The organism is Rhodococcus sp. WY5, from assembly GCF_018588185.1.
Lineage (GTDB): Bacteria > Actinomycetota > Actinomycetes > Mycobacteriales > Mycobacteriaceae > Rhodococcus_F > Rhodococcus_F qingshengii.
The window spans coordinates 3,434,805-3,457,045 of sequence record NZ_JAAMPR010000001.1 but is presented as its reverse complement, the minus strand read 5'-3'; the positions used below and the strand labels follow the sequence as shown (position 1 = coordinate 3,457,045).

Here is a 22,241-nt window from a genome sequence, read left to right as displayed (position 1 = left end):
TCTCAGGCTGCAGTTCGCTGGCGCTCGACGATAACACCGGGAGGGGTCGTCGACTTGACCAAACCGGGCGGAAGAGCGAGCTTGAAGATCTTGCCCCATACCGAACCGATCTGCTTGAAGAACCCACCGGTGTTGTACGGCAAACCGTACTTCCCACACAATTCTTTCACCTGGGGAGCGAGTTCCGGATAACGATGCGCAGGCAGGTCCGGGAACAGGTGGTGCTCGATCTGGTGCGAGAGGTTGCCGGACATGATGTGGAAGAGCGGGCTTCCCTCGATGTTGGCGCTGCCGAGCATCTGACGCACGTACCACTGCCCGCGAGTCTCGTCGGCCGTCTCGTCCTCGGTGAAACTCTGGACACCGGTGGGGAAATGGCCACAGAAGATGATCGAGTACGTCCACACGTTCCGGACCAGGTTGGCGGTGACATTCCCCGCGAGAGTGGTCACGAACAGCGGCCCCGTGAGAACCGGGAAGATGACGTAGTCCTTGAGGACCTGCTTGCCCGCCTTGTTCCACCAGCCCTTCAGAAGCGGCTTGACGTCGTGCCACTTGCGTTTGCCCTGGATGACGTTCTCGATCTCGAGGTCGTGCATCATCACGCCCCACTCGAAGAGCATCATCAAGGCAAAGGCCCAGACCGGATTACCGAGGTAATAGGGGTTCCACTTCTGCGCGTCGTCGATACGCAGGATGCCGTATCCGATGTCACGGTCTTTGCCGAGAATATTGGTGTACGTGTGATGCATGTAGTTGTGCGAGTGACGCCACTGGTCGGCCGGGCACACCGTATCCCATTCGAAGACTTCGGAATTGAGCCCTGGTTCACGCATCCAGTCGTACTGACCGTGCATGACGTTGTGGCCGATCTCCATGTTGTCGAGGATCTTGGACACGCTCAATGCACCGACTGCCGCGAGCCACACCGGAGGCAGGAAGCCGAGGTACATCAAGCCGCGACCTGCGACCTCGAACCCGCGCTGAGCCTTGATGATCTTGTAGATGTACTCCCGATCCTCCGCCCCGAGCGAGGCGACGGTGCGATCGCGCAATGCGTCCAACTCGCGGCCGATCTCCTCGACCTGCTCGTACGTCAGGACGACGGGAGCGTCGTCCTTCGCATCGGAACCGTTGCCGAGGAACGGGAGGGTGGGAAGTGAAAGTCCAAACATGTCGGTCTCCAGACAGTCGTGTGGAAAATGGGACTTCAGATGTCGACGGTGACGTCGCCGACGGGAGCACTGACGCACAGCTGGATCTTCTTGTCCGGCTCGTCGTCTGTCTCACCGGTGCGCACGTTTCGGGTACGGCCCGCCTTCTTGACGGAGGTGCAGGAGAAGCAGATTCCCATCCGGCATCCGTACTCGGGATTGAGGCCCGCAGCTTCTGCTTGTTCGAGAAGTGTTTCGCCGGAGTTCTCGGCCGCCACCCCACTTTTGGTGAACGACACCTCGCCGCCGGCCTCCCCCGGCTCGGCCACCGCCGGCGCGAACTCCTCGGTGTTGAGCAAGTGCTCGACGTCGACCTCACGGAACACCTCACGCACTCCCCGCATCAGACCGGGAGGTCCGCAAAGATAAGCCTGGGCGTCGATCGTGTCCGGATCGGCGATCCACGGAGCCACGGCGTCGAGGTGCCCGCGATCGAAGAAACCTTCGAGGTCACCTCCACCGCTTTCGGTGTACACGAGTACCAGTTTCACGTTCGGGTTCTGCTCGGCGATGGTCTTCAGCGCGCGCGTGTATGCCACGTCGGCATCGGTGTTCGCGTAATGCACGAACACGATCTCGCCCGAGTGATCCTCCTCCACCAGCGTCCGAAGCATCGACATGACCGGGGTGATTCCACTTCCGCCACTGATCAACAACACCCGACGCGGGCGGTCGACGGGAAGGGAGAACACCCCGTCTGCCTGCGAGAGGCTGACAACGAGTCCGGGTGCCGCGTTGGCGTACAGATACTGCGACACCAGGCCACCCGGATGCGCTTTCACGGTGAGCTCGATCAGCCCACTGCGCGTAGACGCACCCCCGGCCGGCGAGTAGCAGCGAGTGTGACGAACACCGTCGATCACCACGCCCAACTGCACGAACTGGCCCGCCTGAAAACCGCGCCACTGGCGAGTCGGGCGCAGCGTGAGAGTGACTGAGTCAGCCGTCGGATGGTCGACGGCGACAACCTGCGCGCGGATGTCACGAACGGTCGCCATCGGGTTGACCAACTCGAGGTACCGATCGATCTGATGTGGAGCAGCCATGGCTTCGATCAGTCCCACCAAGGACAGTCCGCGCCGAGGTGCGGACTTCGGTGTCGTGTTCTCAGGAGCAGATGCGATTGTCATGACCCTCCTCGTACTTCGATTGCCGGGTGTATCGATTGCTGGGCTAGCTTCCCCCGACTGCGTGAATTCAGTGTACAAATGTTCACCGAAGATAGTGTGACAGGTGCACACAAGTACATGTCAACAAGAATGTGATCCGAGTTACACGAGTTGCCGAAAGGAGCCGGAATGCCTGTACCTACACTCGACGTCGTGACGAAGGCCGGACCGGTGAACCCAGAGCGCAGGGAACCCGACAACAGGGAGCCGGAAAGTCGTGCCGCCAAGAAGGAACGCACACGCCAAGCGCTCCTGGACACTGCCATGGACCTCTCGGCCGATCGGGGCTTCGCCGGAATCAGCTTGCGAGAGGTAGCCAGGGAAGCCGGGATCGTTCCGACGGCGTTCTACCGCCACTTCGCTTCACTGGAGGACGTCGGTGTCGTCCTCGTCGAAGAGAGCATGCGCATGTTGCGCCAGATGCTGCGCGACGCAAGGCGTAATCCCAGCACCAAGGACGCCGCTACGTCACTGGGCATCCTTGTGCGACAAGTGCATACACACGAGCGACAGTTTCGGTTCCTCTGCCGCGAACGCTACAGCGGCGTCAGTGAGGTACGACGTGCGATAGCCACTGAAATGCGGTTGTTCGTCAGCGAACTGACCATCGACCTCTCCAGAATTGCCGGACTGGAAAGCTGGTCGTCGGACGATCTGGAAATGGCTGCCGACCTGATCGTCTCGACGATGTTCAGTGCTGTCGTCGAACTGCTGGACGCCGGGACCGCCGGGTATCGCGACGAAGCCGCCGTCATCACACGAGCCGAGAAGCAACTGCGAGTCATCATGCTCGGAATGGCCACCTGGAATCCACCTCGAAACTGACCTCGGGTTCACCTTTTCGACGTACGGTGAGAGTCATGTCTTCCACGAGTACATACGAAATCCCCGTTGGCGACCTCACCTTCGACGTACTGATCTCGGGCCCGGACGACGGCATTCCGCTGGTAGCGCTGCATGGCTTCCCGGAGAGCGCCGCATCCTGGGGCAAGGTCACACCACTGCTCACCGCAGCGGGCTACCGCGTAATCGCACCGAATCAGCGCGGTTACTCCGCCGGCGCACGCCCCGAAGGGGTGGATGCCTACAAGATCGAGCACCTGGTAGCCGACGTCGTCGGATTGCTCGACGCACTCGGCCTGTCCGACGCGCATCTGGTCGGCCACGACTGGGGTTCGGCGGTCGCCTGGCAGGTCGCCGGTCGCCATCCGAACCGGATCCGCAGTCTGACCGCGATCTCGGTCCCCCACCCCACCGCCTTCGGCTGGGCACTCCGCGAGGACGAGGACCAAAAACAACGCTCGTCGTACATCGGACTTCTCCGACAGGAGGGCAAAGCCGAGGAAGTGTTGTCGGAGGACAACTTTCGCCGGCTGCGCGCCATGTTCGACGGCCAGATCGATCCTGAATTCGCCGACGAGCACATTCGTGTCCTGAGCGGGGAGGGCGCGCTGACCGGCGCCTTGAACTGGTACCGCGCGATGACCCGCGACTTCGGCGACATCGATCGCACCACCGTGCCGACCACGTATGTCTGGAGCACCGGCGACACAGCGCTCGGCCGCGCAGGCGCAGAACGCTGTGGTGAATTCGTGGACGCCCCCTACGAGTTCGTCGTGCTCGACGGCGGAAGTCACTGGATTCCGGAAGAGCGAGCCGAAGAGTTGGCCGAGGCGATCCTCGCACGTGCAGGATCCTGATCGCCGCGACGAATTCGACTCTATGTATGTTGTCATACATAGAGCCGAATTGATTCCATCACCAGGAGTTCTGCGATGACCGAGACCGTTGCACCACCCCATCCTTTCGACGCTGCTGTCGGATTGACGCCACTCACCGCCGGCTTGTCGACCGGCGAGACCAATCCGGCGTACAACAACATGGTCGGGCCATTCGGCGGCGTCACCGCTGCCACGTTGCTCGAATCCGTACTGAAGCACCCCGAACGCCTCGGCGATCCGCTGTCGTTGACCGTCAACTTTGCCGGTCCGATCACCGAGGGCGCCTTCGAGATCTCCGCCCGGCCGGTGCGCACCAACCGCTCGACGCAGCACTGGTCCATCGAACTGTCTCAGGACGGAACCGTCGCCACTACCGCGACGGCAGTGTTCGGTACCAGGCGTGAAACCTGGTCGTCTACCGAGATCACAATGCCGGAAGTTCCGTCGGCCGAAGACGTTACGCTGCTGCCGTTCCCCGAGTTCATCGCCTGGGCACAGAACTACGAGATGCGCTTTGTCGAGGGTGCGATCCCCGACCTGGAGTCGGGCGAGCATCCCGACTCGACAACGACGCTCTGGGTGCGCGATCAACCGGCACGCGCTCTCGACTTCACGTCGCTGACCGCACTGTGCGATGTCTTCTTCCCACGAGTTTTCTTGCGCCGAGGCAAGATGGCTCCGGCTGGGACGGTCTCGATGACCATCTACTTCCACGCCGACGCTCAGACGCTGACCGAACAGGCAGACAATTCCGTGCTGGGAACCGCGCGGACCCAACGGTTCGGCAACGGGTACTTCGATCAGTCGGCCGAAATTTGGGGCAGTGACGGCGCATTGCTCGCTACGACACACCAGTTGGTCTACTTCAAGGATTGACGGGAAGCGCACTGTCCCCTTCCGGCGCCTTCACCATCGACAATGCGGCAAGGCCGACGCCGAGAACCACCAGCAGTCCGATGATGCCGGCACGGTCTGCACCGAAGAGCCATGCGAACAGGCCGAACAGTGTCGGTGCCAAAAACGACACTGCTCGGCCTGTGGTCGCATACAGGCCGAACATCTGACCTTCACGACCAGGCGGGGTGATGCGCGCCAGGAAGGTTCGTGCCGAAGACTGAGCGGGCCCGACGAAGAGGCAGAGCGCGAGACCGAAGATCCAGAACATCACCGGCCCTGACACCGCGATCAGGATCGCGCCGACCACGATCATCGACGCCAGCGAGACGGTGATGACCTGTTTCGGTCCGATCCGATCGTCGAAACGTCCGGCCACCAATGCACCGATTGCGGAAATCACGTTGGCCGCAACACCGAACAACAGCACGTCGGCCGCACTGATTCCGTAGACGTTGACAGCCAGCACGGCTCCGAAGGTGAACACGCCCGCGAGACCGTCACGAAAGAGCGCGCTCGCGATCAGGTACCAGATCGTGCGCCTGTCGACGTTCCAGAGTTCGCGCAGATCGCGCCACAACACCCGATAGGAGTCGAGGAACCCGGCCTTGGACGCTCCCGGATCGACCGCGGGGCTGGGCAACTCGGGAACCTTGAAGAACACCGGAATCGCGAAGACCGCGAACCACACTGCAGCCAGCAGTGCCACCATCCGGATGTTCATGCCGCCGTCGGTGGTAAATCCGAGGAATCCCCGAGTGTCGCCGTCGCCGACGATGAACCCGAAGTAGCACAGCAACAGCAGCACGATTCCGCCGAAATATCCCATGGCCCAGCCGAAGCCGGAGACTCTACCCAGATTCTCCGGTGTCGACACCTGCCGCATCATGGCGTTGTAGGGAACGCCGGCCAGTTCGAAGATCACCGAACCGATTGCGAGCAGAACCAATCCGAGCCACAGATAGCGGTAGTTGTCTTCGACGAAGTAGAGGCCCGCCATCGAGAGCACGGTGATGCCGGTCAGTATCGCGAGCGAGAGTTTACGTTTACCCGACGCATCGAAACGTTGTCCGGTGATCGGAGCGAGAATCGCGATGAAGAAGCCGGCGATTCCGAGTGCCCAGCTGAGCCACGTAGTTGCCGAAATCGTGCCGGGAAGGTCGTCGCCGACCGCGTCGGTGAGATAAACCGAGAAGACGAACGTGAGGATCACTGCGTTGAATGCGGCCGATCCCCAATCCCACAGCCCCCATGCGAACACTTGACTCTTCGTGGCCGCACCGCCGATGCCTGCGGGTGGCTCTGCCTGCGTGCTCGTGGACTCGGCGCTCATACGGCGAAGCCTAACTGCGCGCGGGCGACTCGGCGCCTCTCTCCGAAGTCGACATACAAGACGCTCTATGCACCCGAGTTAGTACGCACTTAGTTGCATACGCACCTGAGTGCATAGATACTTTTTCCATGGCACTCGAACATGCGTTGCTCGTCTCCCTTTCCGAACAGGATGCGTCGGGATACGACCTCACACGCCGGTTCGACAAGTCGATCGGCTTCTTCCACAGCGCGACGCACCAGCAGATCTACCGAGTCCTCAAGCGAATGGACGAGGCAGGCTGGGTGGAGGTGGAGGCCATCGCGCAGGACGGCCGACCGGACAAGAAGATGTACCGCGTCAGCGATGCCGGCCGCGCCGAACTGACCCGATGGATCGCAGAGCCGTCCGAACCGAACCACCTGCGCAACGAGTTGGCCATCAAGATCAGGGCCGCTGCGCACGCCGATCTCCCCGCTCTACGACGCGAAGTCGCTCGCCACCGCGACGGCCACGCCGCCCGCCTCGACGTCTACCGACTCATCGAAAAGCGTGACTTCCCCAATCCAGCAGCGCTTTCCGGCTCTTCACTGCACCAGTACCTCGTACTTCGCGGCGGCATCCGCGTCGAGGAAGGATTCACCGACTGGTGCCAGGAAGTTCTGGACGCATTGCCCACTGGCGAGTACGCCACCGAAGACACCGGCGAGTACGCCACCGAAGACACTGGCGAGCCCGCCACCGAAGACACCGGCGAGTACGCCACGGAAGGACATCTTCAGTCATGACGGATACACAGTTTCCCCGCCTGCTCGAACCGCTCGACCTCGGATTCACGACGCTGAAGAACCGCGTCGTCATGGGATCGATCCACACCGGCCTCGAAGATCGCGCGAAGGACACCGACCGCTTGGCCGAGTACTTCGCCGAACGTGCCCGTGGCGGTGTCGGCTTGATCATCACCGGCGGCTACGCGCCCAACCGCACCGGTTGGCTCTTGCCCTTCGGTGCCAAGCTGACCAACCGCATCGAAGCGCGCCGTCACCGCCGGATCACCAAGGCGGTTCACGACACGGGCGGAAAGATCGCCATGCAGATCCTGCACGCCGGCCGCTACAGCTACCAGCCGTTCAGTGTCTCCGCGTCGTCGATCAAGGCGCCCATCAATCCGTTCCGTCCGCGCAAGCTGACCGGCCGTGGGGTGCGTTGGCAGATCCGGAACTATGTTCGCTGCGCGCGTCTGGCCAAGTCCGCGGGTTACGACGGCGTCGAAATCATGGGCGGTGAGGGCTACTTCATCAACCAGTTCCTCTGCGAGCGCACGAACAAGCGCACCGACCAGTGGGGCGGCAGTTCCGAGAACCGTCGACGCATGGCAGTCGAAATCGTGCGACGCACACGCAAGGCCGTCGGCCCGAACTTCATCATCGTGTTCCGGTTGTCGATGGCAGACCTGGTCGAGGGCGGTCAGACCTGGGATGAAATCGTCTCATTGGCAAAGGAAGTCGAAGCTGCCGGCGCCACGATCATCAACACCGACATCGGATGGCACGAGTCACGGGTGCCCACCATCGTCACCTCGGTTCCCCGAGCAGCCTTCGTGGACATCACGAGCAAGCTCGAGAAGCACGTCGACATTCCGGTAGCCGCCTCGAATCGGATCAACATGCCCGAGACTGCCGAAGAGATCCTCAACCGCGGTGACGCGCAGTTGATTTCGATGGCCAGGCCGATGCTCGCCGATCCCGACTGGGTGAACAAGGCAGAACGCGGAGCGTCCGACGAGATCAACACGTGCATTGCCTGCAACCAAGCCTGCCTCGACCACGCCTTCGTTCACAAGCAGGTCTCCTGCCTGCTCAATCCGCGCGCGGGCCGTGAGACCACGTTGATCCTCTCCCCCACCCGGCGGACCAAGAACCTCGCCGTCGTCGGCGCCGGTCCTGCCGGACTTTCCGCAGCACTCAATCTTGCTCAGCGTGGTCATTCGGTCACGTTGTTCGAGGCCTCGGACAAGATCGGCGGACAGTTCGGGATCGCACAGCTCATTCCGGGTAAGGAAGAGTTCGCCGAAACCATTCGCTACTACACCCGCATGCTGGACGTGGCCGGAGTGACAGTCAAGCTCGAAACCCGCGTCGCACCAGCAGATCTCATCGGATCCTTCGACGAAGTGGTGGTTGCCACCGGCGTGACGCCGCGCGTTCCCAAGATCCCCGGCATCGAGAACTCGAAGGTGCTGACCTACGCCGAGGTCGTCCGAGAGGGCAAGCCCGTCGGCAAGTCCGTCGCCGTCATCGGTGCCGGCGGCATCGGCGTCGACGTGAGCGAATTCCTCACGCACCCCACTTCCCCCACTCTTCATCTCAAGGAGTGGAAGCAGGAATGGGGCGTCACCGAACCCGAAATGGCCCCGGGCGCTCTCACCACTCCGGTACCAGAGCTCTCCGAGCGGGAGGTCTACCTCCTCCAACGCAAGTCAGGACGCATCGGCGCCGGCCTCGCGAAGACCACCGGCTGGGTCCACCGGGCGGCCCTCAAGAACAAGGGCGTCCACGAGCTCTCGGGCGTCAACTACGAGCGCATCGACGACGCCGGCCTGCACATCACCTTCGGTGAGAAGCACGAGAAGCCCCGACTTCTCGAGGTCGACACCATCGTCATCTGCGCCGGGCAGGAGTCGGTTCGCGATCTAGTGGACGAACTGACCGTCGCGGGCGTGGTGACCCACATCATCGGCGGCGCGGATGTCGCTGGAGAACTCGACGCCAAGCGTGCCATCGAACAGGGCACACGACTGGCCGCGAAGATCTGACCGGCTACGCTGACTGATCGTGAGCCTGCCGACACCCACAACCACAGCCCGCGCCGTAGTGACCGGCGCCTCCTCCGGCATCGGAGAGGCACTGGCCGCTGATCTGGCATCACGCGGACACTCCCTGATCCTCGTTGCCCGTCGTGGCGAGGTCATGGAGGTCCTCGCCGAGAAGCTTCGCGCCGCGCACGGCGTCGAGGTGGAGGTCCGTGCATCGGACCTCTCCGACAGCGCGGCGCGTGCCGTTCTGGTCGAGGAACTCGGTGGCCGCGACATCAGCATCCTGTGCAACAACGCCGGTATCGCCACCTTCGGGCCGATCGCCGAGCTGGACCCGACATACGAGCGCGACCAGGTCGAGCTCAACGCCGTTGCAGTGCACGATCTCACGCTGGCCGTGCTGCCGGGCATGCTCGCGCGCAAGTCCGGAGCCATCCTGATGGTCGGGTCCGCGGCCGGAAACATGCCGATCCCCAACAACGCGACGTACGCCGCCACCAAGGCGTTCGTGAACACCTTCGCGGAATCGTTGCGAGGTGAACTCAAGGGCACCGGAGTGAACGTCACCCTGCTCGCCCCAGGCCCCGTACGCACCGAAACCCCGGACCCGGCCGAAGCGTCGATCGTCGACAAGCTCGTCCCGGACTTCTTCTGGATCTCGAGCGAGTACACCGCCAAGGTCTCGCTCGACGGCCTGGCCGAGAACAAGATGCGCGTCGTACCGGGCATCTTGAGCAAGGCGATGTCCGTCGCGGGCGGTTACAGCCCGCGTGCCGTCGTTGCGCCGATCGTGGGCACGTTCTACAAGAAGCTTGGCGGCTGATTCACTCAAACTTCTCAGAGCAGGCCATAGCAGACCATATAGTCGGTTAATGGCGATGCGAAGAACACTGGCAGTCGGGGCAATCCTTCTTTTGACCGGAGGGTTGCCCTTACTGCTGCCCACGGCAGCGAATGCATGTTCGTGCGCATCATCGGCTACCCCGGAAGAAGCCGTGAGCGTCTCCAGCACCGTTTTCCTCGGGACTCCGACGGAGAAAACTTCGGACGGGTTCGAGGACACCTACCTGTTCGACGTCAGCCGGGTCTACAAAGGCGATCTGGCATCGGTGACGTCGGTGGGGACACTCGCGAACGGGAACGGTTGTGGCACAAGCTACGTGCTCGGCACCGAGCAGCTGATGTTCGTTTCTGCGCCGTACGACGTCGACGCCGAGCACGAGGGGCACAGCTGCGGGCCGGCTACCGAAACCGGGTTCGACATCCAAGCGGCGGTCGAGTCCGTGTACGGCGCCGGTTACGCCCCGAGCCCCGGCGGAACTCCGTCCGTTGGTGTGTCCGCCGACCGATCGACGGTCATCGGCAGAGGCGCCGCAGTGGCATTGCTCGCGGTGCTCGGTTGGTTCGGATGGAGGCGGCGGCGAGCACAGTGAGTCGACAGGCACAGTGAGTCGAGCCCGTCAGGGCCGCGTCAACCTCGTTCGGCGGCGCGTCAAGTAAGCGTCAAGATTCGCCCCACCGGTGATCTTCGGGAGTAGATCTGAAGGTAGCCCGCAACACGGCGGGTCACCTTCAGGAGATCGACGTGACGCTACTCGAAATCTTCCCCTCCCTACGCGGCGCAATGACACCGCGTATGGATCCTGCGTTGTGGCCCATCAGTACTCGCCACGACCACAGCGGGCGTGTCTGCATCGGCGACGTCTCCCTCGAAGAGATCGCGGACCAGTACGGCACACCGACGTACGTCGTCGACGAGGCGGACGTGCGGCACCGCTGCCGCACGTATCGAGAGATCTTCCCCGACTCGGAGATCGTGTACGCCGGCAAGGCACTGATGATTCGAGCGATGGCTACCTGGGTCTCCGACGAGGGACTCGGGGTGGATGTCTGTTCCGCCGGTGAACTCGCCGTCGCGCTTGCCGCGGGCGTGGACCCCCACCGAATCATCCTGCACGGCAATGCCAAATCGGTTTCCGAACTGAGGGCGGCGGTCAACGCGGGTGTCGGCCGGATCGTCCTCGACTCCCCCAGCGAAGCGGTACGGCTCGCGTCGGTGTGCACCCACCGACAGAAGGTGTTGGTCAGAGTCACACCCGGCATCGACATACACGGACACAAGGCAGTGTCCACGGGCATCGTGGACCAAAAGTTCGGCCTACCAGCGTTTTCCGAAGAACTGGAACATACGGTATCCGTCGTCGCCAACGCGACGCACCTGCAGCTCATCGGCCTGCATTGCCATCTCGGCTCCCAGATCAACGATCCCGAACTCTTCCGCCCCGCGATCGAGACGATGATCGCACAGATGGACGACATACGACGCACGCATCGAATCATCCTCACCGAACTCGATCTCGGCGGTGGCCATGGGATCGCCTACGTGCCGGGAGATGCCCAATTGGATCTGACCCTCCTCGCTCACGTCATCGACGAAACTCTCGACGACGCGTGCACCCGAAACCGCTTCCCTCGCCCCGAAATCGTGCTCGAGCCTGGCCGAGCGATCGCTGCGCGGGCCGGAGTCACGCTCTATCGCGTACAGAACATCAAGTCGATCAGCGGGGGACGAACCTTCGTCTCCGTCGACGGCGGGATGAGCGACAACCCTCGGGTGTCGTTGTACGACAGCCACTACGACGTCGAACTGGTGAACCGACATTCGCGCGCACCGCTCCAGGAAGTCACCGTCGCCGGGCGCCACTGCGAATCGGGCGACGAAATTGCCGTCGGAGCAAGGCTTCCCGCCGACCTACATGAAGGTGACCTGTTGGCAGTGCCGTGTACGGGCGCATACCACCACAGCATGGCCTCCACCTACAACAGCGTCGGCCGGCCGCCGGTCGTCGCCGTGCTGGGCGGGATTGCGCGGCCGTTGATCAGGCGCGAATCGATCAACGACCTGCTGGCCCGCGAGGTCGGCATCTGACCTCGCGGGCGCCTGAGCCTCAGCGCCTGCGGCGACTACCGGTGCCGAAGATGTTTCGCGAAATCTCGCGTCCCGCAGCCGAAGCCGCCGAGCGCAGGAAACTCTTGACAGCCGAGTTGCCCAAGATCTGCTCGGCGATGTTGGGGCCCTCCGGCTCGGCCGGCGGCGGTGGCGGCAGATCGGGCAGCGACGGAAGATCCAGGGACTGATCCGCTGTCGGAGCACCGGCCACCTTGGCCGTCAGCTTCTCGTACGCCGACTCGCGGTCGATGGTCTGGCCGTACTTCTGATTCAGCGGACTCGACGACGCTGCCGCCTTGATCGCGTCGTTGCCGATGGTGTCCATCAGCGACCTCGGCGGACGAATCTTGGTCCAGGCCACCGGCGTCGGCGCACCTTTTTCCGAGAGTACGGTCACGATGGCTTCACCGATGCCGAGTGAAGTCAGTGCCTTTTCCAGGTCGTAGTGCTCGGTTTTCGGGTACGTGCGGACGGTCTTGTTGAGGGCTTTCTGATCGTCGGGCGTGAAGGCACGCAGGGCGTGCTGAACCCGCGCACCCAACTGTGACAGCACCGAATTCGGAATGTCGGTCGGAAGTTGCGTGCAGAAGAACACGCCGACGCCCTTGGAACGAATGAGCTTGACCGTCTGTTCCACCTGCTGCAGGAAGGCCGTCGACGCGTCCGCGAACAGAAGGTGCGCCTCGTCGAAGATGAACACGAGCTTCGGCTTGTCCAGATCTCCCTCTTCGGGCAGCGTCTGGAACAGGTCCGCGAGCACCCACATCAGGAAGGTGGAGAACATTGCCGGGCGCGCCGCCTGGGCACCGAGTTCGAACAGCGTGATCACACCGGCACCGCCGACGACACGCAGCAGATCCTCGGTTTCGAGTTCCGGTTCGCCGAAGAAGGTGTCACCGCCGTCGGCTTCGAGGTTGACCAACGCGCGCAGAATCACTCCCGCCGTCGCGGAGGAAACTCCGCCGATACCCTTCAGATCCGCTTTGCCCTCAGCGCTCGTCAGGTGGGCGATGACCGAACGCAGATCCTTGAGGTCCAGCAGGGCCAGGCCCTGAGTGTCGGCCCAGTGGAAGATCAGCCCTAGAGTCGACTCCTGGGTCTCGTTGAGGCCCAACACTTTACTGAGCAGGATCGGCCCGAAACTGGTGATGGTCGCGCGCACCGGGATACCGATTCCGTCGGTACCCAACGACAAGAACTCGACTGGCATCCCAGCGGGAGTCCACGAATCGTCGCCCGTCTCGACTGCGCGAGACTTCATCTTCTCGCTCGGATCCCCCGCCTTCGACAGACCCGAGAGATCGCCCTTGACGTCGGCCATCACAACCGGCACACCCGCGGCGGACAGCTGCTCGGCGATCCCCTGCAACGTCTTGGTCTTGCCGGTACCCGTCGCACCGGCGATCAGACCGTGACGGTTGATCGTCGCCAACGGAATCCGCACCCGCGCGGTGGGATCTGCCACACCGTCGATCACCACCGAGCCGAGCTCGAGTGCCCGCCCCTCGGATGAATAGCCCGCCGCGATTTCAGCGGCAGCACCCGAGGGCGCCTGAGCAGCGGGGGTGGCTCCGGCCGATGCTTCGGCCTCAGCGGCAGCCGCTTCCTTCTCTGCTTCCTCAGCTGCTGCAGCGGCTTCAGCTGCAATCCGAGCGGCTTCGGCAGCGGCAGCCTTGGCAGCTTTCGCCTTCTCCGCCGGCGTCGGCGGCGCGGCTCCGTCCTTCGGATCCACGGTCATCGAAAAGCCCTCCTCGTTGCAATGCGGCGAAGTTCTTGTCATCACCCGAACGCCGTCTCACACACGTCGAGTTTCCACCGCAGACCTTATCCCGCGCCCGCGCGCACTACTGTGTTCCTGGTGCAGGACAAATTGGTATGGATCGATTGCGAAATGACCGGGCTGCGACTCGAGTCGGACAAACTCATCGAGATTGCGGCTCTGGTGACCGACAGCGACTTGAACATCTTGGGCGAAGGTGTGGACATCGTCATCCACGCCGACGACGACGCGTTGGCTGCAATGCCCGACGTCGTGAAGAAGATGCACGCAAAGTCGGGACTGACCGAAGAGGTTCGTAAGTCGACGGTCACCCTCGCCGAGGCGGAGAAAGAGGTGCTCGCGTACATCCGCAAGCACGTTCCCGTCGCCGGTACGGCTCCCTTGGCGGGTAATTCCATCGCCACCGACCGCGGATTCATCTCACGCGACATGACGGCACTGGACACATACCTGCACTACCGGATGATCGACGTCAGCTCCATCAAAGAACTCTCCCGCCGCTGGTACCCGCGAATCTACTTCGGCCAGCCCGAAAAAGGTCTCGCCCACCGGGCACTCGCCGACATCAAGGAATCCATCCGCGAACTCAAGTACTACCGCGGCACTGCATTCGTCGCGGCGCCCGGACCGTCGAGCGCGGAGATTGCAGCCGTCGTAGAGGGCTTGGGTCCCGCCTGACCTGCCGATTGGCTTCCTGACCGACTTTCGCGCTAGTATCTCTTTCGTCAAAGCAGCCGGGTCAAACCGGTGGCCGAGGCAATGGTGGGCGTAGTTCAGTTGGTAGAGCACCAGGTTGTGATCCTGGCTGTCGCGGGTTCGAGTCCCGTCGCTCACCCAAGCGGAACCCCCGAAGATGTCGAAAGACATTTTCGGGGGTTCTTTTGGTTTGTGCGCCAGCCCCAATCTCCCCTTCCACCGCCGGGTGAACGTATCGCTCCCCTTCTCTGACGGGGGCAGCGATACGTTCACCCGAAGTGGGTGGGGTGGCGACCGCGACAAATCGCGCGCTCCCGAGCAACCCGTGCCCGAGCTGAGCGAACGTACCTCTGGTCGCTTCAGATAGACCGAAAGCCACTTTCGCTCACATCGGGGCGGCCGGAATGGCCGCAAATCACCCACCCGACGATCACTCGGGCGACGGTTGCGGCTCCCAGACACCTACGACGGTCCCCTCGCGAACATGTCGCTCGTACGCCGAAACCTTGTCGTGGATGACGTTCAGGTTTTCCTGCATCGCAGCGATCCTGGATCGAATCAACTCCTCATGCGACTGTAAAAGTGAAAGCCGTTCCTTCTCGTTTCCCGGCCCTGACCTGACGAGAGCGGCGAATTCGCGGATCGTTGCGATCGGCATACCCGAGTCTCGGAATCGATTGCACAGCTTCAACCAAGAGACATCGCTTTCGGAGTACACCCGACGCCCACCTGCCGAGCGCGCCACCTCGTGAACGAGCAATTCCTCACGTTCGAAGTATCGAAGGGAATCGATACTGATTCCGGTCTGGACAGCGACGTCACCGATTGACAGTTCGCGCATTACCTGGCGACCTTTCCTTGACCTGGAGTGCACTCCAGATTTTACGGTCGCAGTCATGAATTCCATCCAGCGCAAAATCAGCACCGGATACTCCCGAGTCTCCACTGCCGACGACGTACTTGCCGGACAAGATTTAACAGGCACTACGGCTTTGGTCACCGGCGGGTACTCCGGACTCGGATATGAGATTTCGCAGTCACTTTCTTCGGTCGGCGCGCGAGTTGTAGTTCTTGCCCGCCGACCAGAACAGGCACGGAGGGCGGTGGCCGACCTTCCGGGTATCGAAGTGCGAGCGTGCGACCTGTCGGACCCGAGCAGTGTCAGATCGTGTGCGCGAGAAATTCTCGAATCCCGGATCACTCCGGACATCATCATCTGCAATGCGGGGGTCATGGCCTGCCCGGAACTCCGTGTCGGCTCCGGATGGGAATCACAATTCGCGATCAATCACCTCGGGCACTTTGTACTGGTGAACCTGCTTGTGCCAGCCATGCCCGCAAACGGTTCTCACGTAGTCGCTGTCTCGTCGGCGGGACATTTTCTGTCGGGAGTGCGTTGGAATGACATAAATTTCCGCAACGGTTACGACCGCTGGCTTGCGTACGGTCAAGCCAAGACTGCAAATGCTCTATTCGCTGTACAGCTGGCGAGCTCCGGTGCTTCACGCGGTATCAGTGCGTTCTCCGTCCATCCCGGGAGCATCCTCACTCCGCTTCAACGTCACTTCTCCACATTGGAGAAACACGATCTCGGATGGACGACGTCGAATGGCGACGCCGTGCCGGGGTTCAAGACTCCCTCCCAGGGCGCCGCTACAACGGTGTGGGCAGCGACGGCACCGATACTCGCCGATCACTCCGGCGCGTATCTCCAGGACTGCAACATCGCGGACGTCGCGCAGACCGATGACATGAGCGTCGGCGGAGTGAAACCTTGGGCTACCGATCCCGCCGACGCACGCAGATTGTGGACACTGTCCGCTGAGATGACCGGAGTGGACGCGTTCGGTCGACGCTGACACCGAGCGAACGTACCTCCCGTCGCCTCAGATAGACCGAGAGGCACTTTCGCTCACAAAAGGTGTGCAGATGCAGAAATGCCCCCAACCGGACGGTCGGGGGCATTCTGGCGTTCAGCGCTTCAGGAACGCACTCAGACGTCCGCGTTGCCGGTCTTCCAGACGCTCCAGGGGATGTTCCAGTCACCGAGGCCGTCGGTGCCGGAGAGAGTGCCGCCGACGGTGTTCTTGACGACGACGATGTCCCCACGCTTGGTGTTGTCGTAGACCCACTTGGCGTTGGACGGGCTCAGGTTGAGGCAGCCGTGACTGGTGTTGGAGTAGCCCTGCTGCCCGACCGACCACGGCGCCGAGTGGAAGAAGATGCCGCTGTAGGACATTCGGGTCGCCCAGTCGACGGGGGTCTTGTAACCCTGCGCCGAGGTGACCGGGACGCCGTACGTGGACGAGTCCATGATCATGTTCGCGAAGCGGTCACCGATGATGTAGACGCCGTTGTCGGTAGGAGTGCTGTCCTTGCCCATGGAGGTGGGCATGGTCATGACAGTCTCACCGTTGACCTGGAAAGTGACCTGCTTGGTGTTGTCGTCCGCCGTGGCGATGACGGCATCACCGATGGTGAAGGAACTCTTCGCGTCTTCCTGCCCGAAGACTCCCTTGCCGAGATTGCGCCCGTACACGTTGACGCTCACGTCGACCTTGGTGCCCGGTGCCCAGTAGTTCTCCGGACGCCAACGGACCTCACGATTGTTGACCCAGTAGAACGCACCTTCGACGGCCGGAGTCGTGGTGACGGTGATCGCAGCTTCGGCAGCCTTGCGATCGGGGATGTTCTCGTCGAACTGCACCGCGATGGGCTGACCGATGCCGACCACGTCACCCTCGTTGGGCAAGACATACGGCTTGGTGACGTTGCCGGGCGCGCTGGTGGTGAAGGACGTGACCGTCGTACTGGCGCCACCCAATCCGAATGCGCGGGCCTCGATTTTGTACTTGCGGTTGTAGCCGAGTGGCTCGGTGGTGGTCCACGACGCACCGTCGGCAGCAATCGCGCCGGCAACTGCCTTGCCGTCCTGATTGACCATCGTCACGTCGGACAGAGCGCCGTCAGCGACGTTGATCTTGACCGGGTCGCCCGGCGAGAAGCCGACAGCGCCGTCGGCAGCGGTCGAGCTGAGTTTCGGCTTGATGAGTTCGGTGAGCGGATTGGAATCGATCGGCGCCGACCCTTCGGTACTGACGTCCTTGCCGCCCGACGTGCACGCGGTCATCAGAACGAGAGCACCGAGAGACGCCGCGATCATCGCCGCGCCCTTCGACGCTCGACCGTTCCCCCCGCGCACGGACAGACCCCACCTTTGACGACTCATCGTTCGACTCCGCTTCACAATTTCACCGACTAACTTCCGCGTCACATGCGAATCCCACTTACCGGAAGGCAAGTGGGACTTGCGGTATGACTGCGCTGCACCAATGATGCCAGGCGCGCTCGTTACCAACGGTCATGAAAGGCCACGCCGTCAGTAACGTTCAAGTATCAATCGCTCCGAACCGTCCGTTTTGTTACCGCTTTCAGCGGATTTCCTCCGATCGGACTACAGCGGTGACGCCTTCACCTGGCGATTTGCTCCCGAACCGGCGATTCGGCTAATGTTCTGTCTCGCAAGAGCGAGCGCCTATAGCTCAGTTGGTAGAGCAAGTGACTCTTAATCACTGGGTCCGGGGTTCGAGTCCCTGTGGGCGCACTTGCAAAGGTCCCCACCTTCTTCGGAAGGTGGGGATTTTTCTTTGTGTCGTGGTGGACAGGTTGTGGTGAATAGACTTCACAGTTATCGGAACCACGGCCTGGAGGATTGATGACCGAGCGCGAAACCACACCGGGCAGCGAGCTGGCATTTGCCGGGGTTGCGGGTCAGGCCGCTCTGATCCGGTCCGGAGAATTATCGGCCCGCGAGCTCACCGAGAACACACTTCGCCGTATCGAACGCCTCGATTCGACGCTCAATGCTTTTGTGCGAGTTCTCGCAGACGAAGCGCTCGACGAAGCGACACGTCTCGATCAGCGCCAGGCCGACGGCCACAGCCTGGGCCCACTGCACGGAGTTCCGATCGCGATCAAAGACGAGAACGACGTCGCCGGAACGCCGACGACGTACGGCGGTGCGGCAGCAACTCGCATCGCATCGGCCGATTCAGAGGTCGTCCGGCGGTTGCGCGAGGCCGGCGCGGTGATCGTCGGCAAGACGACGATGCCCGAGTTCGGCATCTGGCCCTTCACGGAGACTGCTGCAAACGGCTACACCAGAAACCCTTGGGACACCGGCGTATCCACGGGCGGATCGAGCGGAGGATCTGCGTCGGCCGTCGCGTCAGGCATGGTCGCAGCGGCAATCGGTGGCGACGGCGGCGGTTCCATCCGACTGCCTTCGGCGTTCTGCGGGTTGTTCGGACTCAAACCGCAGCGCGGTCGGGTGAGCACCGCGCCGAACCGCAACCTCTGGCGCGGACTCGGCACGCTAGGCCCTCTCACTCGTTCCGTCGAGGACAGCGCGCTCGTGTACGACGCGATCACCGGTACCACCGGGACCGACGACTACACAGCCGAAACGCTCCGCACCAGCTTTGCCGAGTCAGCCGCGTCGGCGCCCGGGCCGCTTCGCATTGCAGTGTCCACCCGGAGTCCGGTCCGGCGCGTCCGCCCGTCCCCGGAGGTCGTTGCCGCGGTGCATTCGATCGCAGAGATGTTGAGCGCGTTGGGACATCACGTCGAAGAACACGACCCCGAGTACCCGGACGCAACTGCAGCATTTCTCCCGCAGGTACTCGGCGGCGTCCGCGACGAAGCACTGCGCGTCGATCATCCGGCGCTCCTCGAAAAGCGCACGCGCGCACTCGCGTCCATCGGCCGGATAGCCGCTCCCGCGCGCGTCGGGAAATTCGCTTACCGCAAAGGTGAGCGAATCGCAGCGACGGTCAACCAGGTCTTCGACACCTTCGACCTGGTCCTGATGCCGACCACGCCCGCGCTGCCACGCCCGATCGGACAACTCGAAGGAACCGGCCTTCTGTCAGCAGTCCGCAAGGCGTTGCCGATCGCCGCCTACTGTTCGATCTGGAATGTCTGCGGCAACCCGGCGGCCGCTGTGCCCGCCGGGTTCTCCGAACGCGGACTCCCCCTGAGCGTCCAACTGGTCGGGCGCAGCGGTGGTGAACCGACGATTCTCGCCGTCGCACAGCAGTTGGAAAGCACCGTCCGCTGGCCGGATTCGCACCCTCCACACTCGTGAATTCCGGAAGCGATGTAACCATCGTCACCACGATGAACACGCGTTTTGCAAACTCCTGAGCCTGTCGGCTAATGTTCTGTCTCGCAAGAGCGAGCGCCTATAGCTCAGTTGGTAGAGCAAGTGACTCTTAATCACTGGGTCCGGGGTTCGAGTCCCTGTGGGCGCACTTGCAAGAAGGCCCCCACCTCACCAGGTGGGGGCCTTCTTCATGTTCTGTCTTCGACAACTCGGGTCAGCGAATGATCTTCCGGACCACGAGTATTCCCACCACTGAACCGACTGCGATCAGCGCGTACTTCACTGCCGGCTCGTTGAGCTTGGCGAGCACCGTCTTCTTGGTGTTCTCGACCAGCCGCTTCGGGTTGGTGCGGACCGTCAGTTCGTCGAGTGTGCTCGCGAGCTGGTTACGCGCCTTCTCGATCTCGCGTTCGATGCTCTCGGTGTCCCTGGGCACGTGTCCTCCAACTTGTCTGTGTTCTGCTGCTCTGTGTGCGGGTCTGCTGTGCGGACGCAGCGCGCCGACACTTCGCTCTACCGTAGAGGAGCAGAATGCCCTCGCGCCCACCTGCCGCGCAATTTCTCGACTAACCTCGATTCCCGTGACCGAGAACAGTAGATTGTCCGCCGGCGACGTCGCGCCGGATTTCACGCTCCCAGACGCCGATGGCAACGAGGTTTCCCTTCACGATTACCGCGGCCGCAAGGTCATCGTGTACTTCTACCCGGCGGCCAGCACCCCGGGGTGCACCAAGCAGGCCTGCGACTTCCGTGACAGCCTCGCCGAGCTGAACGGCGCCGGCCTCGAAGTCATCGGAATCTCGCCGGACAAGCCCGCAAAACTCGCGAAGTTCCGCGATACCGAAGAGTTGACCTTCCCGCTGCTCACCGATCCCGAGAAGGCGACGCTCGAAGCCTGGGGCGCGTTCGGTGAGAAGAAGATGTACGGCAAGACCGTCCAGGGCGTCATCCGCTCGACGTTCCTCGTCGACGAGGAAGGCAAGATCGAGGTGGCCCAGTACAACGTCCGGGCCACCGGTCACGTCGCCAAGCTACGACGCGATCTGTCGGTCTAACTCCCGTACCGGCTCAAGAACAGAGCCTCCGCGAAAGCGAGATTCTCGATCTCCGACGGGTCGACGCTTTCGTCGGGCGCATGAATGCGGCATTGCGGTTCCTCGACGCCGATCAACGCGATCTCCGCGTCGGGGAACTGCTCGGCCAGTGCACTGCACAGCGGTATCGATCCCCCTTGGCCGGCAAATCCGACTTCGCGGCCGTAGGCATCGGTGAGCGCGGACTTCAGCTGCGCGAAACCTGCACCCTCCGTCGAGGACGAGAACGGCGATCCCGTCGATTCCGGAACGACCTCGATGTGGACGCCCCACGGCGCCGCCGCGCGGAGGTGGTCCGTCAACAACTTCTGTGCCTGCGCCGGATCCGTGCCAGGCGGGACACGAAGATTCAGGCGCGCCGACGCGCGGGGCGTGATCGCCGCCGCCGAACCCACGACCGGCGGGCAGTCGATACCCAGGATGGTCAGCGCCGGACGAGCCCACACCTGCTCGGCGACCGAACCGGAACCAGTCAGCTGCACCCCTTCGAGCACCCCGGCGTCGGAGCGGAACTGATCGCCGTCATAACTGACACCCGCCCATTCCTGGTCGTTGGTCAAGCCTTCGACAGTGGTGTTTCCGGCGCTGTCGTGCAGCGTCGAGAGTATGTGCACCAGCGCGGTGATCGCATCGGGCGCCGGTCCACCGAAGACACCGGAGTGAATCTCACCCTCGAGCGTCGACACGTGGACCACAACGTTCGCGATCCCGCGCAATGACGTCGTGATCGTCGGCTCCCCGACTTCGGTGTTGCCGGTATCGGCGATCAGGATCATGTCGGCTGCAAAAAGTTCGGGCCGCTCTCGCACCAGATCCTCGAGACCGCCAGTGCCCATCTCCTCGGATCCTTCGGCGACGAGCGTCAGGTGGACGCTCGGATCCACACCGGCTGCGGCGAGCGCTCGCAGAGCTGTCAGATGCATGACGACGTTGCCCTTGCAGTCGGAAGCGCCCCGTCCGTACCACCGTCCGTCGCGCTCGGTGAGCGTGAAAGGCGGGGAGCCCCAGAGCTCTTCGCTTCCGGGCGGCTGAACGTCGTAGTGGCAGTACACAGAACGGTCGGAGCACCGCCCGGGCCTGGTCGACGCCCGACAACCGCGGCCGAACCGTCGGAGGTCTCGATCGCCTCGATATCGGCGAAACCCTGAGCCCGGAATGCCTCCAGGACCCAATGCGCAGCGGCCGCGCATTCTTCCGGCGGGTACTGCCGCGCATCGGCGACGGACTTCATCGCCACAAGTGCACTCAGATCCTCACGGGCACGCGGCATGAGTTCACGTACCGCGGTTCGCAGTTCTTCCGTCATCGTCTCCCTCTCCTCGGCATCGAATCTCGGTGTGCCCGAAGAATCTCAGTCTGCCCGAATCGGACGTAGGCAGGCGCCAGGATCGCCGTTGCGCCACACCGCGCAGCAACCTCTTCGGCTACTGGA

General features: G+C 62.7%; 18 protein-coding genes, 3 tRNA genes and 2 pseudogenes. 15 read left to right on the top strand and 8 right to left on the bottom strand.

From position 1 onward, the window contains the following. Positions 1 to 2 precede the first annotated feature (2 nt). Together G4D79_RS16155 and G4D79_RS16150 are read right to left on the bottom strand one after the other, a co-directional pair. A complete protein-coding gene (locus G4D79_RS16155; protein WP_064689260.1) occupies positions 3 to 1,175 on the bottom strand; it encodes an acyl-CoA desaturase in 1,173 nt (390 codons plus the stop codon). 35 nt (positions 1,176 to 1,210) lie between these two features. Next, positions 1,211 to 2,344: a ferredoxin reductase gene (locus tag G4D79_RS16150; RefSeq protein WP_042923877.1), complete on the bottom strand. Its 1,134-nt coding sequence runs from the start codon at positions 2,342 to 2,344 to the stop codon at positions 1,211 to 1,213. Positions 2,345 to 2,512: 168 nt separating this feature from the next. Here G4D79_RS16150 and G4D79_RS16145 point away from each other — a divergent pair, with 168 nt between their 5' ends. The 3 genes from G4D79_RS16145 to G4D79_RS16135 all read left to right on the top strand — a co-directional run bounded on the left by G4D79_RS16145 (position 2,513) and on the right by G4D79_RS16135 (position 4,980). Next, complete coding sequence (locus G4D79_RS16145; protein WP_003945327.1) at positions 2,513 to 3,208, top strand: TetR family transcriptional regulator; 696 nt, start codon at positions 2,513 to 2,515, stop codon at positions 3,206 to 3,208. Between the two features lie 35 nt (positions 3,209 to 3,243). Then, the gene (locus G4D79_RS16140; protein ID WP_003945355.1) at positions 3,244 to 4,083 is read left to right on the top strand and encodes an alpha/beta fold hydrolase; all 840 of its coding nucleotides are present in this window, start codon (positions 3,244 to 3,246) and stop codon (positions 4,081 to 4,083) included. Between the two features lie 75 nt (positions 4,084 to 4,158). Next, positions 4,159 to 4,980, top strand: a complete 822-nt coding sequence (locus tag G4D79_RS16135; RefSeq protein ID WP_007733332.1) for an acyl-CoA thioesterase II — start codon at positions 4,159 to 4,161, stop codon at positions 4,978 to 4,980. Here G4D79_RS16135 and G4D79_RS16130 read toward each other — a convergent pair. Beyond that, positions 4,970 to 6,331, bottom strand: coding sequence for an MFS transporter (locus tag G4D79_RS16130; protein ID WP_099698702.1), 1,362 nt, complete (start codon positions 6,329 to 6,331; stop codon positions 4,970 to 4,972). The genes G4D79_RS16135 and G4D79_RS16130 overlap by 11 nt on opposite strands. Before the next feature lie 128 nt (positions 6,332 to 6,459). On the opposite strand from G4D79_RS16130, the pseudogene G4D79_RS16125 reads away from it, so the two are divergent. From G4D79_RS16125 to lysA, 5 genes and pseudogenes are all read left to right on the top strand, one after another. Then, positions 6,460 to 6,984, top strand: a pseudogene (locus tag G4D79_RS16125) (PadR family transcriptional regulator); the annotation flags it as partial. Positions 6,985 to 7,094: 110 nt separating this feature from the next. Beyond that, positions 7,095 to 9,125, top strand: coding sequence for an NADPH-dependent 2,4-dienoyl-CoA reductase (locus tag G4D79_RS16120; RefSeq protein WP_099698701.1), 2,031 nt, complete (start codon positions 7,095 to 7,097; stop codon positions 9,123 to 9,125). A gap of 19 nt (positions 9,126 to 9,144) precedes the next feature. Continuing rightward, positions 9,145 to 9,948 (top strand): mycolate reductase, encoded by an 804-nt coding sequence (cmrA, locus tag G4D79_RS16115; RefSeq protein WP_099698700.1) that lies wholly within the window; start codon positions 9,145 to 9,147, stop codon positions 9,946 to 9,948. A 172-nt stretch (positions 9,949 to 10,120) separates the two neighbouring features. Beyond that, entirely contained in the window at positions 10,121 to 10,558 is a 438-nt protein-coding gene (locus G4D79_RS16110) for a hypothetical protein (protein ID WP_099698699.1), read from the top strand. 152 nt (positions 10,559 to 10,710) lie between these two features. Beyond that, complete coding sequence (lysA, locus tag G4D79_RS16105; RefSeq protein WP_099698698.1) at positions 10,711 to 12,054, top strand: diaminopimelate decarboxylase; 1,344 nt, start codon at positions 10,711 to 10,713, stop codon at positions 12,052 to 12,054. Between the two features lie 19 nt (positions 12,055 to 12,073). Here the strand turns inward: lysA and G4D79_RS16100 are convergent, their stop codons facing one another. After that, on the bottom strand, positions 12,074 to 13,813 hold the full coding sequence (locus G4D79_RS16100) for a helicase HerA-like domain-containing protein (protein ID WP_099698697.1): 1,740 nt from the start codon (positions 13,811 to 13,813) through the stop codon (positions 12,074 to 12,076). 120 nt (positions 13,814 to 13,933) lie between these two features. On the opposite strand from G4D79_RS16100, the gene orn reads away from it, so the two are divergent. Then, entirely contained in the window at positions 13,934 to 14,533 is a 600-nt protein-coding gene (orn, locus tag G4D79_RS16095) for an oligoribonuclease (RefSeq protein WP_024487359.1), read from the top strand. 84 nt (positions 14,534 to 14,617) lie between these two features. Beyond that, positions 14,618 to 14,690, top strand: a tRNA-His gene (locus tag G4D79_RS16090). Positions 14,691 to 14,981: 291 nt separating this feature from the next. Here the strand turns inward: G4D79_RS16090 and G4D79_RS16085 are convergent. Then, complete coding sequence (locus G4D79_RS16085; RefSeq protein WP_099698696.1) at positions 14,982 to 15,392, bottom strand: MerR family transcriptional regulator; 411 nt, start codon at positions 15,390 to 15,392, stop codon at positions 14,982 to 14,984. A 55-nt stretch (positions 15,393 to 15,447) separates the two neighbouring features. On the opposite strand from G4D79_RS16085, the gene G4D79_RS16080 reads away from it, so the two are divergent. After that, positions 15,448 to 16,410 carry an oxidoreductase gene (locus tag G4D79_RS16080; RefSeq protein ID WP_214514245.1) on the top strand — a complete coding sequence of 321 codons (963 nt, stop codon included), beginning with the start codon at positions 15,448 to 15,450 and terminating at the stop codon, positions 16,408 to 16,410. A gap of 134 nt (positions 16,411 to 16,544) precedes the next feature. On the opposite strand, the gene G4D79_RS16075 is transcribed toward G4D79_RS16080, so the two are convergent. After that, positions 16,545 to 17,714 carry an Ig-like domain-containing protein gene (locus G4D79_RS16075; RefSeq protein ID WP_374223443.1) on the bottom strand — a complete coding sequence of 390 codons (1,170 nt, stop codon included), beginning with the start codon at positions 17,712 to 17,714 and terminating at the stop codon, positions 16,545 to 16,547. Positions 17,715 to 18,082: 368 nt separating this feature from the next. Between G4D79_RS16075 and G4D79_RS16070 the strand changes: the two genes are divergently transcribed. From G4D79_RS16070 to G4D79_RS16060, 3 genes are all read left to right on the top strand, one after another. Further along, positions 18,083 to 18,155, top strand: a tRNA-Lys gene (locus G4D79_RS16070). A gap of 111 nt (positions 18,156 to 18,266) precedes the next feature. After that, positions 18,267 to 19,697, top strand: coding sequence for an amidase (locus G4D79_RS16065; RefSeq protein ID WP_058038874.1), 1,431 nt, complete (start codon positions 18,267 to 18,269; stop codon positions 19,695 to 19,697). A gap of 93 nt (positions 19,698 to 19,790) precedes the next feature. After that, a tRNA-Lys gene (locus G4D79_RS16060) sits at positions 19,791 to 19,863 on the top strand. A gap of 66 nt (positions 19,864 to 19,929) precedes the next feature. On the opposite strand, the gene G4D79_RS16055 is transcribed toward G4D79_RS16060, so the two are convergent. Further along, positions 19,930 to 20,151 carry a DUF3618 domain-containing protein gene (locus G4D79_RS16055; RefSeq protein WP_007733292.1) on the bottom strand — a complete coding sequence of 74 codons (222 nt, stop codon included), beginning with the start codon at positions 20,149 to 20,151 and terminating at the stop codon, positions 19,930 to 19,932. 145 nt (positions 20,152 to 20,296) lie between these two features. Here G4D79_RS16055 and bcp point away from each other — a divergent pair, with 145 nt between their 5' ends. Next, positions 20,297 to 20,770, top strand: coding sequence for a thioredoxin-dependent thiol peroxidase (gene bcp / locus G4D79_RS16050; protein ID WP_099698636.1), 474 nt, complete (start codon positions 20,297 to 20,299; stop codon positions 20,768 to 20,770). Here bcp and G4D79_RS16045 read toward each other — a convergent pair. Then, positions 20,767 to 22,115: pseudogene (locus G4D79_RS16045) on the bottom strand (dipeptidase). The gene bcp and the pseudogene G4D79_RS16045 sit on opposite strands and share 4 nt — an antisense overlap. Positions 22,116 to 22,241: the final 126 nt, after the last annotated feature.